Origin of the sequence: Streptomyces sp. DG2A-72 (assembly GCF_030499575.1) — a bacterium.
Taxonomy (GTDB): domain Bacteria; phylum Actinomycetota; class Actinomycetes; order Streptomycetales; family Streptomycetaceae; genus Streptomyces.
In genome coordinates this window covers 4902667-4915775 of the sequence record NZ_JASTLC010000001.1, presented here as the reverse complement: position 1 = coordinate 4915775, position 13109 = coordinate 4902667, and the positions used below count along the sequence as shown (strand labels likewise).

At 66.6% G+C, this 13109-nt stretch carries 13 protein-coding genes; 9 read left to right on the top strand and 4 right to left on the bottom strand.

The features are described from left to right. Positions 1–7 precede the first annotated feature (7 nt). The 3 genes from QQY66_RS23380 to QQY66_RS23370 all read left to right on the top strand — a co-directional run bounded on the left by QQY66_RS23380 (position 8) and on the right by QQY66_RS23370 (position 4456). The gene (locus QQY66_RS23380; protein WP_301982279.1) at positions 8–1840 is read left to right on the top strand and encodes a copper resistance CopC/CopD family protein; all 1833 of its coding nucleotides are present in this window, start codon (positions 8–10) and stop codon (positions 1838–1840) included. Positions 1841–1929: 89 nt separating this feature from the next. Next, complete coding sequence (locus QQY66_RS23375; RefSeq protein ID WP_301982278.1) at positions 1930–3153, top strand: magnesium and cobalt transport protein CorA; 1224 nt, start codon at positions 1930–1932, stop codon at positions 3151–3153. Positions 3154–3442: 289 nt separating this feature from the next. Next, positions 3443–4456, top strand: a complete 1014-nt coding sequence (locus tag QQY66_RS23370) for an AraC family transcriptional regulator (RefSeq protein WP_301982277.1) — start codon at positions 3443–3445, stop codon at positions 4454–4456. Between the two features lie 86 nt (positions 4457–4542). On the opposite strand, the gene QQY66_RS23365 is transcribed toward QQY66_RS23370, so the two are convergent. The 3 genes from QQY66_RS23365 to QQY66_RS23355 form a co-directional block, all read right to left on the bottom strand. Further along, on the bottom strand, positions 4543–5556 hold the full coding sequence (locus QQY66_RS23365; protein ID WP_301982276.1) for an ABC transporter substrate-binding protein: 1014 nt from the start codon (positions 5554–5556) through the stop codon (positions 4543–4545). A gap of 321 nt (positions 5557–5877) precedes the next feature. Beyond that, a complete protein-coding gene (locus QQY66_RS23360; RefSeq protein ID WP_301987464.1) occupies positions 5878–6099 on the bottom strand; it encodes a hypothetical protein in 222 nt (73 codons plus the stop codon). A gap of 157 nt (positions 6100–6256) precedes the next feature. Continuing rightward, positions 6257–6655 carry a nuclear transport factor 2 family protein gene (locus QQY66_RS23355; protein WP_301982275.1) on the bottom strand — a complete coding sequence of 133 codons (399 nt, stop codon included), beginning with the start codon at positions 6653–6655 and terminating at the stop codon, positions 6257–6259. Between the two features lie 110 nt (positions 6656–6765). Between QQY66_RS23355 and QQY66_RS23350 the strand changes: the two genes are divergently transcribed. From QQY66_RS23350 to QQY66_RS23325, 6 genes are all read left to right on the top strand, one after another. After that, on the top strand, positions 6766–7143 hold the full coding sequence (locus QQY66_RS23350; protein ID WP_301982274.1) for a helix-turn-helix domain-containing protein: 378 nt from the start codon (positions 6766–6768) through the stop codon (positions 7141–7143). A gap of 49 nt (positions 7144–7192) precedes the next feature. Continuing rightward, the gene (locus tag QQY66_RS23345) at positions 7193–7930 is read left to right on the top strand and encodes a hypothetical protein (protein ID WP_301982273.1); all 738 of its coding nucleotides are present in this window, start codon (positions 7193–7195) and stop codon (positions 7928–7930) included. Further along, positions 7903–8331, top strand: coding sequence for a hypothetical protein (locus QQY66_RS23340; protein ID WP_301982272.1), 429 nt, complete (start codon positions 7903–7905; stop codon positions 8329–8331). Before QQY66_RS23345 ends, QQY66_RS23340 begins: the two co-directional genes overlap by 28 nt. A gap of 1511 nt (positions 8332–9842) precedes the next feature. Then, a complete protein-coding gene (locus tag QQY66_RS23335; RefSeq protein ID WP_301982271.1) occupies positions 9843–10352 on the top strand; it encodes a hypothetical protein in 510 nt (169 codons plus the stop codon). A gap of 146 nt (positions 10353–10498) precedes the next feature. Then, on the top strand, positions 10499–10843 hold the full coding sequence (locus QQY66_RS23330) for a hypothetical protein (RefSeq protein WP_301982270.1): 345 nt from the start codon (positions 10499–10501) through the stop codon (positions 10841–10843). A gap of 529 nt (positions 10844–11372) precedes the next feature. Further along, positions 11373–12029: a hypothetical protein gene (locus QQY66_RS23325; RefSeq protein ID WP_301982269.1), complete on the top strand. Its 657-nt coding sequence runs from the start codon at positions 11373–11375 to the stop codon at positions 12027–12029. 323 nt (positions 12030–12352) lie between these two features. Here QQY66_RS23325 and QQY66_RS23320 read toward each other — a convergent pair whose 3' ends face one another. After that, positions 12353–13105 (bottom strand): hypothetical protein, encoded by a 753-nt coding sequence (locus tag QQY66_RS23320; RefSeq protein WP_301982268.1) that lies wholly within the window; start codon positions 13103–13105, stop codon positions 12353–12355. Positions 13106–13109 lie beyond the last annotated feature (4 nt).

The following is a 13109-nucleotide window of genomic DNA, read 5'->3' as shown; positions in this document are numbered from 1 at the left end:
AGGGCTGGTGCTGCTATGCGCCGTGCTGGTCCTGCTCGTCCTCGGCGGCGCGGGAACGGCGTCGGCGCATGCCGCACTCCGTTCCACCGACCCGGCCGACGGAAGCGTCCTCAAGTCAGCTCCCGGTGAACTCACCCTGACCTTCACGGAGTCGGTCGGTCTGCTCGACGACTCCGTGCGCATCCTGGACCCCAGCGGCCACCGGCTGCGCCTCGGTGAGGCGGAGCATGTGCCGGGCCGTGCGGACGCGGTGCGGGTGAGCCTGCCCGCGAAGGCGGACACCGGGACGTTCACGGTGGCCTGGCGCGTGGTGTCGGCGGACAGCCATCCGGTCTCGGGCGCCTTCACCTTCTCCGTGGGCAAGCCCTCCGCGACGGCCGCCACGGTGGACACCGGCCCGGTCGAGGACCCGGTGACCGGCAGCCTCTGGGACCTCGCCCGCTACCTCGCCTATCTCGCCGGCGCCCTGCTCATCGGCGCGGCCGTGTTCGTCGTGGCCTGCCGCCCGCCTGACCCCGAGCGCCTGAACAAGCCCCTGTGGGCCGCCTGGTGGACCCTGCTCGGCGCCACCCTCGCCCTGCTGGTGCTGCGCGCCCCGTACGAGACGGGCACGGGACCGGCGACCGCCTTCGACGCCTCCGCGCTGGGCAGCACGATGTCCGGTCGGCCGGGTGCCTTGCTGCTGGCGCGGCTGGGGCTGCTGGCGGTCGCGGCGGTCCTGCTGCGCAGGGGCCTTTCCGCGCTGCCACAGCGGCGCCTCTCGCAGGTGCCCGGCGCCGCCCTCGCCGTCGGCCTCGCGCTGACCTGGGCGGCGGCCGAGCACGCGTCCGCCGGGATCCAGGTGCCGGTGGCGATCACCTCGACCGCGCTGCATCTGCTGGCGACGGCGGTCTGGCTGGGCGGGCTGGGCGCCCTGCTCATCACCCTCCGCCGGGGCTCGTCCTGCGCCCCGACGGTCGCCCGCTTCTCCCGGCTCGCCTTCGCCTCCGTGACCGTCCTGGTCGTCACCGGCGTCTACCAGTCCTGGCGCGGGCTGGGCTCCTGGAGCGCCTTCACCGACACGTCGTACGGGCGGACCCTGGTCGTCAAGCTGATCGCGGTGGCGTTGCTGCTGGCGGCGGCCGGGTTCTCGCGGAGGTGGACGACGAAGGCACTCGCGGTGGAGGCGGAGACGGTCGTACGGGAACGGGTGCCGGAGCCGGGGGCGGTCGTACGGGTACTGGTGCCGGAGCCGGGGGCGGTCGTACGGGAACGGGTGCCGGAGCCGGGGGCGGTCGTACGGGAACGGGTGCCGGAGCCGGTCGGCGGCCCGCCGTCCCTCCCGGAGCCGCCGGACCCCGCCCCACCGGCCGCTGCGGACCACCGTCTGCTGCGCCGGTCCGTGCTGGCCGAAGTCGGCGTCGCCGCCGTGGTGCTGCTGATCACGACCGTGCTCACCGGGACGCTGCCGGGCCGGGCGGAGGCCGAGGCGGCGCAGACGGCACCGGCCGGTGCGCTGCCCGCCGCGTCCGTCACCACCGTCCCCTTCGACGCCGGCACGGGCGGCCGGGGCAAGGTGCAGATCACCCTCGACCCGGGCCGCACCGGCGACAACTCCGTGGAGGCCGTCGTCTACGGCGCCGACGGCGGCCTGGCCATCGTCCCCGAACTCCGCATCTCCTTCAGCCTCCCCGCCCAGGACATCGGCCCGATCGACGCCGAGCTGACGGACAAGGGCGGCTACTGGGGGAACGGTTCGCTCACGTTGCCGGTGGCCGGGGAGTGGGAGATGAAGGTGACGGTGCGGGTGTCCGAGATCGATCAGGTGAGTGAGTCGCGGCCGGTGCGGATCGAGTCGTAGGGGCCGCGCGTCCTCTCGGCGGCCTCACGGCGCTCTTACCACCACCTGGCACACTGTCCGGATCCCACGGAGGACCCGGAGAGTGTCGTATGTCGATGGCCGACAGCCTGCGCAAAGTCGCCCGCCTCGCGCGGCGCGGGCGACGCGTGGACCTGAGCCACCCGGCGCGCTCCCCGCTCGGCTCCGCCGTGGTCAACTGCGTCGTCTATCGCGACGGCATCCGGGAACAGGCCGCCGACACGGTCGAGGAATCCGTCGCCCGGGTCCGCAAAGCGGCCCTGGCGGAATCGGCTACGGCTCTGCAGCGCCGCAAAGGGGCGCGGGGAACTGCGCGATCAACCACGACGTTGCCGCAGCCGACCGCCGACAATTCGCGGCACTCCCCTCGGGACGCTTGGCAGAGCCACACCGGCTTCGTCTGGCTCGGTCTGCACGAGCCCACCGAGACCGAGTTCGCGCGGATCGCCGAACTGTTCGACCTGCATCCGCTCGCCGTCGAGGACGCCGTCCTCGCCCATCAGCGGCCCAAGGTCGAGCAGTACGGCGACGTCCTGTTCGCCGTCTTCAAGACGGTGACGTACGTCGAGCACGCCGAACTCACCGCGACCAGCGAGGTCGTCGACACCGGCGAGATCATGGTGTTCGCGGGACCCGACTTCGTGGTCACCGTGCGCCACGGCCGCCATGGCTCCCTCGGCCTGCTGCGCGAGGACCTGGAATCCGACCCGCGGCAGCTCGCCCAGGGTCCGGCGGCCGTCCTGCACGCCATCGCCGACCATGTCGTCGACGACTACCTGACCGTCACCGACTCCCTCCAGAACGACATCGACCAGGTCGAGAGCGATGTCTTCTCCCCGTGGGACGGCCGCGGCGGCGACGCCGGCCGGATCTACCAGCTCAAGCGCGAACTGCTCGAATTCAAGCGGGCGGTGGTCCCGCTGGACCGCCCCATGAACCGGCTCGCGACCGACCCGACCTGCTCGGTCGCCCCCGGGATACGGGCCTACTTCCGGGACGTGTCCGACCACCTCACCCGCGTCACCGAGCAGATACACGCCTTCGACGGCCTCCTCGACTCCATCCTCCAGGCCCATCTCGCGCAGGTGACCGTCGCCCAGAACGAGGACGCCCGCAAGATCACCGCCTGGGCCGCGATCATCGCCGTACCGACGATGGTGTGCGGCGTCTACGGCATGAACTTCCGGTACATGCCCGAACTCCACTGGACCTTCGGCTACCCGCTCGCCATGGCTGTCATCGCGACGGCCTGCTTCTTCACCCACCGCGGCTTCAAGCGAAAGGGCTGGCTGTAGACCCGTCCCGGATGATCGGGATCATCCGGACGATCCCGGGCGATCCCAGAAGTGAGAGGGACCCCGTGCGCGGTGTGCTCGCGCGACGGGGTCCTCCACGAAGAACCGCCCTGAACGTCCCCCGTGGTTCAGGGCGGTGTCCGCGCGGCGCGGCTGTCCCGAAACCGTTGTGCGGAATCGGTGGCGCCTTGACTACGGACAGGGACGAGGCTACTAACGGAGCGTTCCGGCGGCTACTCGCCAAACGCGGCCTCCGGCCGGAAAACGCGGAGAGAGGGAGACTGTCCTGATGGCACCGCTCAGCGCCGTGTCCGGCGAACTGAGCAGGCTGACCACCCTCGTGCGCAGCGGCGACCTCGAGGAGATCCGGGAGATCATCAGCCAGGCGTACAGCCCGTACGAGCTGCAGTGCCTGGGCGATCCACGGGAGTTCTCGGCGTGGTACGCGGAGAGCGGGTTCCCCGGGATCACGGTCTCCGGACTGTCGTACGGCTCCCCGGACCTCTACGCGGAGACCCTGATCCGGCCTCAGCCGCTCGGCACCTACCTGCTGATGTGCGAGGTCGTCCGCGGCCGGGTCAGGGTGAGTTCGCCCGGGCGTGAGGAGACTTGCGTCGGCCCCGGCGAGACCTACGTGCTGGATCCGTACCGTAGCTTCCAGGTGCACTGGTCGCCCGGCGCGCAGATGGTCACCGTGCGGCTGGCGAAGGAGGCCGTGGAGCGGGCCGCGGCCGACGCACTGGGCCTGGACGCCCCGGTACGGGCCCGGTTCGCACTCGGCGGGCCCGTCTCACCGCAGGCCGGCCGCACCTGGGCCGGTATCTCCGAGACCGTACGCCGCGAGGTGCTCGGCGACGGCATCGCCCGCACCAACCCGCTCGTCGCCGCGCAGCTGACGCAGACCGCGGCCGGGCTGCTGGTCGCCACCCAGCGCCTGATCACCCCGGGCGTCGACGCCCGCCGCACCGGCACCGTCTCGCACGCCGCCGTGCGCCGCGCGATGACCCTGGTCGAGGAGGAGCCCGACCGCCCGCACACGCTCGCCGACCTGGCGACGAGGGCCCGGGTCAGCCCGCGCGCCCTGCAGGAGGCCTTCCGTCGGCACCTCGAGACCACTCCCCTCGGCTACCTCCGCGAGGTCCGCCTCGAACGCGCTCATCAGGACCTGATGGCGGCCGCCCGCGACGGCTCGGCCACCGTCTCCGAGATCGCCCACCGCTGGGGCTTCGGCAACCTCGGCCGGTTCGCGGCGCAGTACCGGCAGCGGTACGGGCATCCGCCGTCGCGGACGCTGGGTGGCTGAGCGCGGTCAGGTGACCTTCTTCGACGTCAGGTGACCTTCTTCGGCGTCAGGTGACCCTCTTCGGCGTCAGGTGACCCTCTTCGGCGTCAGGTGACCTTCTGCGCCTTCTCCACGGCGGTGGCGAGACGTTCGACGACGGGGGCGAACCCGGCGTAGCTGAAGCGCTCCTCCATCGACCACGGGGTGGTCTGGCCGGCCTTGACCGCGGGGAGCTGGCGCCAGGTGGCCTTCGCGGCGAGCTGGTCGGGGGTCATCGCGCTGGAGCGGTTGTCGACCATGATGAGATCGGCGTCGTACTTGTCGACGTTCTCCCAGCTGAGGAACTCCCAGAAGCCCCACTCGTCGGACTTCTTGCCCTCGACGAAGTCCACGCCGAGATCCTTGAAGTAGTTCAGGTCGCTGTACGAGTCCGGCACGGCGACGTAGAAGTTCTCGCTGTCCCCGGTGATCGCCATGACCTTGAGCCCGCCATTGGCCCGAGCGGCGCCGCGCAGGGTCTCGACGGCCTCTTCGAAGCGGGCTTTGTCGTCGACGACCTTCTTCGCGCTCAGGTCGGCGCCGAGGGATTCCGCCAGCTCGGCGGTCCGCTTCAGCGGGTTCAGCAGCGAGGTACGGGCGACGCTGATACCGACGGTTGGTGCGAGCGCCTCGATCTTCGCCCGGCTCTCCTCGGGAACGAACCAGAGATCCGGCGCCGGGAACATGTTGCTGATCAGCAGATCCGGCTGGAGCGCGGCGTACTTCTCGACGCTGAACTGTCCCCAGGCGGTGCCCAGACTGGTCAGCTTGCTCACGTCCATGTCACCGGCCTGCGGATTCGGCTTCCCGTCCACCGGCTCGGTGGGACCGAAGACGCCGGTGCACGTGATGCCGTAGTCGTGGAGCGCGGCGGCGGCACTGACGAACGCGACGATGTTCTTCGGTATCGCGTCGGTACGGACCGTACGGCCACGGTCGTCCTTGAACGACCAGGGCCCACCCTTGCTCGCCCCTGGTTCCCTCGCCTCCGTGTCCCCACTGCCGCAGGCGGCGAGGAGGGGCCCGAAGGCGAGCGCACCGGCGGCGGTGAGGAGGCGGCGACGGGAGGGGGCGGGGGTCATGAGAGGACTTCTTTCCAGCCGTTGAACTAGGTAAGGCGAACCTAACCTAAGTAGCCCGGTCCGGGAAGGCGGGCAGGCGGCTGGATAGTCGTAGCCGAGCTGTCGAAGGCACTGCTACCGCCACTGTCACTGGTCGAAGTCGGCGTGCCCCGAGTCGAGCAGGAGAGCCTCGTCCTCCCCAAAGTCCGGTGCCTGGAAGGGGTCCGTCGCCGGAGGCGGCGATGCCGTAATGGCAGAGTGCGACGCCGCCCCTTCCGGAGCGGAGAACAGCGAGGTCAGATCGATGGGAGGTCTCCCTTTCGGTGTCTGGGCACAGTGGCCCTACAGCTTGGTCATCTTCGAGTACGGGCTCAAGATCCGCACTTGCGTCGAACCGAAGTCCACGAGCGCGGCGATTCCGTCCTCGATACCGATGACCCGACCGAGGCCGTACATGTCATGTGTGACCTGGTCGCCGACGGCAAAGTGCTTGGGAGCCGGTGCGACGGGCCGCTTGAAGGGGCTGGTAGGCAAGTGACGCTTCGGTGCATCGGGCTTTGTCATTGCCTCCAGTATGCGCCAGCCGGTATCCGGCTCGCTGCGGCTGTCCATATCGGTTGTGCGACACGGGCCGGGACGGCAACATCCACTCACCAGGACGGCAGCAACCACTCACTCACCAGGAGGGCAGCTCCAACGACTCCGTCGGGGCGCCCAGTGTTCAGCCGACGCCCCAGAAGGCGTCCTCGGCCTGCTGGTCGGCGGAGAACAGCCACACCTCCGCGATCTTGTCGCCCTCGACCCTCAGCACGTCGACCCCGTCCATCGACATCTCACTGCCGGCGCGCTTGGCCGAGAAGCGGACAGGGATCGCGACCAGCGCGCCGTTGACCATGGCGTCGCCGGTCAGCTGCAGTTCGAAGGTCCCCTCAGTGGCGGTCATCTGGGCGGCGAACATCTCGCCCACCGCGGCCCCGCCGCTGTAGGTGCCGGAGACCGCGTTGTCGCCGGGCTGGTGCCACACGATGTCGGCCGCGAACAGGTCGGCGACGGCGGCGAAGTCCTTTGCGGACACGGCGGCGACGTAGCGGCGGGCGACGGTGAGGGTGTTGGACTCCATGATGATGCTCTCCTTAGTCGAGTCCTCTTAGTCAAGTCCTTGCTGCTGGAGCCCTATACTCACCATCGGTAACCAGTCACCTCAACGTAACCAATGGGCCGGTGTGACGCATGCCACAACACCCGGATTTCAACGTGATGACCGCGACGTGCCCCTCCCGCACATCGCTGGCCCGCATCGCCAACAAGTGGACCGCCATGGTCGTCATCGCCCTCAGCAGCGGCAGACTGCGCTTCCGCGACCTACGCACCACCGTCGACGGCATCAGCGCCAAGGTCCTCACCGACACCCTGCGAGACCTGGAACGCGACGGCCTCATCACCCGCCACGTCTACGCCGAGGTGCCGCCGAGGGTCGAGTACGAGCTGACCGCGCTGGGATGCACGCTGCACATGCCTCTGGAGGCGCTGGGGCGTTGGGCGGAGGAGCATATTGAGGAGGTACTTGCGGCGCGGGAGGATTACGACGCGCGTCGCCTGGTCGGCTAGTGCACTCCCTTGACCACCCAGACACCGGAGCCTCGGAGAAAGGTGCGCCATGCGACGTAGCACAATGCTTACCCGCTTGTGCAGCGGTGCCGCGCTCGTCGCGGTTGCCGTCGCGGTCGCTCTCGCCCTCGTACGGCGTGACGCGCCCACTCCCAGATGGGACATCATCGAGGCCCTCGGGGTCGCTGCCCTGGCCGCCGGCGGATGGATACTCGCGTGCCGGGCGGCGCCCACGGTGCGGGTCGAATCGCCGGTGTCGGCGCAGGCATCCATCCCGCGCTCGTTACGTAAACCGCCCCACGACTGGGGCCTGGCGGCGGGCGTGGTGCTGACGATCGTCACTCCGCTCGCCGTGCTGTGGTTCGGATTCGCTCTGTACGAAGGGGTGCTGACGGGCTTGGTCGGCATCCTCGGCATGGGCCTCGGCTTCTGGCTGCTCGTCTACGTCGCGACCGACCTGTTGGGGCACCGGCTGGGCTCCCGCCAGCGTGTCCTCTACGCAGACGTCGCCGCAGGGCAGGTGCACGCCGTGCGCGTACGGATCGGGGCACCCGTCTGGAAGCGGTACGAGAAGCGCGGTGACAAGCCCGGCACGATCAAGGTCGAGCACACGCACTGGCTCGAAGTGTCACCGGTCGGGGGTGGCGTCCCACTGCAGGTCTACCCCATGTATCCGGCGGGCGGCGGCACTGGCCTGACACGCACCACCACGGACCTGCTTCAGGCCGGACTTCAACTCGGCGGCCACACCAGGCCTGGTTGTGCCTGCCGACGCGCTGGAAGCTGATCGAGAAGGGACTCCCCGTAGCTCTCGTCGCCGACACCGGGCACGTGGTGTGGGGCGAACTTTCCCGCGATGCCGCCGGCCAGTACCTCGCCGACCCCGGCAACGGCCGTCCCGCCAACCTGCACCCCACCGCTTCCAACCGCCCGAGCCTCGCCCTGGCCGGCCGCGCGAAGTTCCGCCAAGAACTGCACGGACGCCAACTCGTCTGGCTGCTCGTCGCGTTCGTACTGGCCGCACCAGCCCTGCTCGGCGCGGTGGCGGGCTTTCCTGGCTCATTGCTCTGCCTCGGCACGGCGGTAGCTGTGGCCGCCTCCGGCCTGGGCGTCACACGCCGCGCCGGGGAACTGCCGGGCGCGATCGGCTGGACGGTCCGCGAGAGCCGGGACCCGGCGATCCGGTAGGCAGGCCGTGGGGCATGGGACATGGGAAGCAGCGCAGGCAGCCCACCGTCCGCGCAGCGCAGTAGACGCTCGCCACCAAAAGGCTTCCTCCGCGGCAACTCGGATGGGTGCTCTACCGGGGAGCGGTGGGCCTCTGAACTGCTGGGATCGGCCAAAGCTGTGCCCGTTTTTCCTGCGTTGTCTGTCGACGTTGTCACGCAGTACACCCGGCTGCACGTCCGAGGAGTACCACCTTGTAAGGGCGGGTGTGATCGGCAGCGGGGACGCCCAGGTCACTCCAGCTATAGGGCCAGTCCAGGTCAGGGCCAGTGCAGGTCAACAACGCATCCCGACTGTGGCGAGCCGTAGTTGACCGCCCTACGTGGCACGGCTGTGGCACAGGCCGACACCCGCTTTAGGAATTCGATCCAAGCCCGCTCCGGCCGCTGCCGGTGACTGGTGCGACGGCCGGACAGGGATGCTGGTGTACGCCTCTGTCCGGCGTCGTTGATGTCAGCCGTGGATGTCAGAAATCTTCTGATCCGTAGCTCTATATGGATCGGTCAGGGGCGGTCATTCTGGCCCCCAAGAGGCTAGGGAACGTCACGACTGGTCGCGATCGGTTGCTGTGGTTGCTGTACGCCGTTGCTGTACTGCAGCGCAGTACGAAGCTGAGTGGCCATTCGCTCGTGGATGAGGAGGAAGGGCGTGATGTACCCGGTGGCCTCCGGCACCGAAGCACGCCCCGAGCAAATCAAGATCACTCCGGCCAGGAGTGCGAAGACATAGATGGCGTTCGCACCCACCGTGGGGGTGGGTAACTGGAATTGCCTCCGGCGGTCTTTCATACTTGAACCGGTCCTGTCTTGGGCCGTCGGCCACCCGCGCCTCTTCCTACGGATACGCGGGTGGCCTTCTGCGTTCAACGCCCTGGCGGGCCTGGTGGGTTGATTGTGACCACCACAGACTCAAATCGCAACTTCAAAGGTCAGATAGCTGTTTCATCTTAGGTTCCTAGATTCGATCAAGGAAACATGTGACCTCTTCCTTCGATTCAACGGTTCCCGCCTTCGATCCCTCTCGCTGGCACGCTTGCTTGCTATCCCGCTAGCGGAGGTGCGCGCAGCACGGCCCTCATGTGCGTCTGACTTCCTGCATGCCTTCCTGCAACGCTCCCTGCACGGCGGCATGCATGCCTGTTCGTTCGTCTGTTTGCTCGCATGGTTGTCTCCACACACGTGTCCCCGCCTGTGTCCTCGTGTCCCTCGCTGTGTCCCAGCTCGCGCCCTTGTGATCCGGCCGGGGAGCCACCACCGACAAGCGCTCCCGGCGCCGGCAACCTCGGTGCACCACGAGGTGTCCCTTGGGCTCGCCTACGCAAAGGACGGTCGAGTAGAACCCCAGGTGACAGTCGGCTGGCTTCACACCCTTGCCCTGACCTCAGCTTGGGGGTGCAGATGATCTGGAGCGGTTCATGGCTGACCGCCTGACTATCTCTTCTCAGAGCGACTGATAGCCGGGAACATCAGCGCGTGGACAGAACAGACAAGCTTCTCGTGACCGGTGCAGCCGCAATCGCCACAGCCACGGCGGCACTAGTGATTTGGCCGCCCAAGGGCTGGGAGCGAGGCGACGCAGCCGGCGTAGCTCAAGCTGTCGCAGCCATCATTGCTGTGGCAGTGGCGCTGCTGATCGCCACCCAAGACCGCCGACGAGCAGACCGTGACGCGGCCGAGTCGGCGAAAGAAGAACGTCAAGCGTTCGCCAGGCGCCGCGACTACGACGAATGCGTCAGACTCCTGCAGGTCATCGAAGAAGACCGCCGTAGACGCGGCGCGCGATCCGCAGAGGGGACAGCTCTCATCCTGGCCATGTGGCCTAAGCGCAACTGGATGGGCCGAGCGGTGGACTTTTACGTTGAAGCCACCAGAGATCCCAACAACAGGTACGCCCGCGCCGACCCATGCGATGACGAGTTCCAACTCATGCAGCAAGAAGTAGTAGCCGCGATTGATTCTCTAGATCATGCAGACCGTGCCTAGCCATCCGGTGATCACTACCTCAAGATGATCTTGGCTGATCTCCTGATTTGCGCAACCCCGGCCTTCTCCGGCAGGGCACGAACTCGTGCACCGGCTTTAGGGGTTCGATCGGGCGGCTCTCATGCGGCCCTCGCAGCACTCCCGGCATGGCAGGTGTGATCGGTCCAGGCCGCCTGCCTCCACCATCGTTGATGTCATCCCGTGGTGTCATGTTGGATGGTCCGATGGATCGTGTTGAGGCTGAGCTGTTCACAGATGGTGGCAGCGACGCCGTGGTGCGCATACCCGGCAGACGGTTCCCCGGGATCCTGCTGCAGGGCGACTCCCTTCACATCCTCCGCAGCGACGTGGCCGAGGTGGTGGAGGCATGCGAGCGCGGCGATCTGGATGAAGCTCGGGACTCCGCAGGCCTTCTTCTGGCGAACCTGGATGCTCTGCTGGCACGGTACGAGGCTGCATTGGGCGAGCACGAGATTTCGCGGCCGTACTGAAGTGTCAGGCCATCAGCTTGGGAAGCTGCGATCATTTGCGGCTGGTTCGGGCGCTGACCTGTGCGAACCGCCGGGCCGTGGCCTTGTCGGGTTGGGATGCTTTCACCGTGATTCCCCGCTGTTCCCCGCTCGATCTGGTGCGCTTGTGGTGCGGTCACCTCGGCGCGCGGCTCCAACGCCCCCCATACGAGCAGGCCCGTGGAAGGCGCCTCAGATGGCGCTTGGGCACCTTCACCAGCTGGCCAATGTTGTCCCGGGTCTTCACTCTGCGCTGGTCAAGTTCGGTCCTACTGTCTGTCTTGGACAGCGTCGTGACGTCGGCAAGTACGGCCTCCGCTGTCTGACTCAGGGCCTCGTCATCAGTGAGCATCTGCACCCGAAACAGGGCCTCTTGGGCGTTGGAGCGCAGGTCGTAGGCGCGGATCCGCAGGTTCCATCCCGACCAGTCCCGACTTCATGCTCTCGCAGGTCACCGCATGCCCTTGAAGCCGTCATCTCGGCTCGCTGGGTGGGTGATTTAATCCCACCCATGGAGATCCTTGCGGGGGACTGGTGGGCGTCTGGCTCCCTATGGCAGTTCATCATCACGATCATTGCGGGCATCGCGGTTGGCGTTCTTGGCGCATGGGCCACATTCAGGTCGAACAACCCGAAGCACAGGATCAACTGGTGGATTAAGTCCAATACTCCTCTCATCAGCTTGCCGCAGTTCTCCACAGGCCGTGGGCCACTCACCGTGAACCTCGGTCCGGATCAACTGCATCAGCCGCGCATCGTTGAGCTCGTCATCGCCAACCAGGGGCGACGCGACATCACGGCAGACATGTTCCACGGAGGCGAGCCGATCAGGTTTGACCTGGGCCATGAGGTCAAAGCGATCTTGGAGGTAGCGAACATCCCGGCTGGCAGCCTGCCTCCCGATCTTGCGACTGGCCGACAAGTCAGCCTGGCCAGGCCTGTAAGCGCTCGCGGGTGGCTTGACGTCAAGCCGTCCCTTCTGCGTCGCGGGCAGCTCGTCACCGTGACCTTGCTCGTCGACGGTGACGAGCGGAAGGTGAAGTGTGAGCGCTTCCCGTTGATCAACGTCACGCCAGTAGAGGGTCCTCCGGGGGTGCGCAAGCGTGCATTTACTGAGGCCATTTCGATCGCGGCGCTCTCGGTGGGATCATTGCGCTTTATGCGCTAGTTGAGCTGATGGCCCGTTGGGTACATGCGGTTACCCATTACCCTTGGGAAGCTTGGGTCCCTGCGGGCGATTGTTGGCTGACCTGCAGCGGAGCGGCTGCGGCAACTGACTGGTCAACGACCTGGTTCCCGCCATTCCCCGTGATTCCCCTAACAAGCGCTCGCCTTTTGAAGGAATGATCACCACGTACACCGGACGTGATGTCTCGGCACCGCTGGACCCAGCGTCCCGTCCACCCCGGAGTCGGATTTCTACTCTCGGATTACTGTACGGCAGTCGTGGTTTCTTGCGGGCTTCCGAAAAGGCTGGCACAGAGATAGGTATCAGAGGTCTATTGCCTCAGGGGGCGCATAGATCTTCTCTATCTGGATCTCCCCGCCTATGTAGGGAGCGGGATAATCGCTACTCGTAAAGAGTGCATTGACGGCTTGCAGTTCAAGGGTGACAAATTCGACTAGCTCGTCGAGAGAATTCGGCTTCCTGAATTTCCATCCAGGCTCACTCCAGACTTGCTCATAGAATTCCCTGAATCTCCGCATTGCCCCGAGATAGGCAATCCTTCCTTCAGGATATCCGTTGAAGTACCGCTGAGACCCCCCTATTGCGAACATCCCAGATGGCGCTTTGGCGTAGTCTCGCGTCCAGAAGTCCTCTGTGACCAGATAATTCCCCGTTACGCCTTCATATGTGCCCGTCACGGGATTGATGCCCTGAATGTTGCGCACAAAGTAGAATTCGGGGTGCGTTCCGTTCGATTCGTCTTTGTAGCCGGCTATGTGGAAGAGTCTGGGACTGTTTGCTGTACTGCTGGCGCCGATTTCATCTGCGAGGCGATTTGCGAAATCCCCTATTGAAGGGTTCGGGGATTTCCCATAAGAAGATACGAAAGCTGACATCCATTCGTTCATGGGGGCAGCTCCAACGCCGTAGGTCCCTGCCAGCGATAGTGCCCCTTGACAGAACCCCAGCCTGAATACTTTCGGCCCCGCTGTGACTTCGCCAGTAGATCCTGTTAGATGCGAATCGGATGCTTGAATGATTCCGTATTTACATATGGCCGTGGATATCAGGGTCATTTCA

Coding starts and splice junctions, on each gene's coding strand:
- QQY66_RS23375 (WP_301982278.1), top strand. CDS start 1,930: ATGTCGATGGCCGACAGCCTGCGCAAAGTCGCCCGCCTCGCGCGGCGC.
- QQY66_RS23370 (WP_301982277.1), top strand. CDS start 3,443: ATGGCACCGCTCAGCGCCGTGTCCGGCGAACTGAGCAGGCTGACCACC.
- QQY66_RS23365 (WP_301982276.1), bottom strand. CDS start 5,556: ATGACCCCCGCCCCCTCCCGTCGCCGCCTCCTCACCGCCGCCGGTGCG.
- QQY66_RS23360 (WP_301987464.1), bottom strand. CDS start 6,099: ATGACAAAGCCCGATGCACCGAAGCGTCACTTGCCTACCAGCCCCTTC.
- QQY66_RS23355 (WP_301982275.1), bottom strand. CDS start 6,655: ATGGAGTCCAACACCCTCACCGTCGCCCGCCGCTACGTCGCCGCCGTG.
- QQY66_RS23350 (WP_301982274.1), top strand. CDS start 6,766: ATGCCACAACACCCGGATTTCAACGTGATGACCGCGACGTGCCCCTCC.
- QQY66_RS23345 (WP_301982273.1), top strand. CDS start 7,193: ATGCGACGTAGCACAATGCTTACCCGCTTGTGCAGCGGTGCCGCGCTC.
- QQY66_RS23330 (WP_301982270.1), top strand. CDS start 10,499: ATGGCAGGTGTGATCGGTCCAGGCCGCCTGCCTCCACCATCGTTGATG.
- QQY66_RS23325 (WP_301982269.1), top strand. CDS start 11,373: ATGGAGATCCTTGCGGGGGACTGGTGGGCGTCTGGCTCCCTATGGCAG.
- QQY66_RS23320 (WP_301982268.1), bottom strand. CDS start 13,105: ATGACCCTGATATCCACGGCCATATGTAAATACGGAATCATTCAAGCA.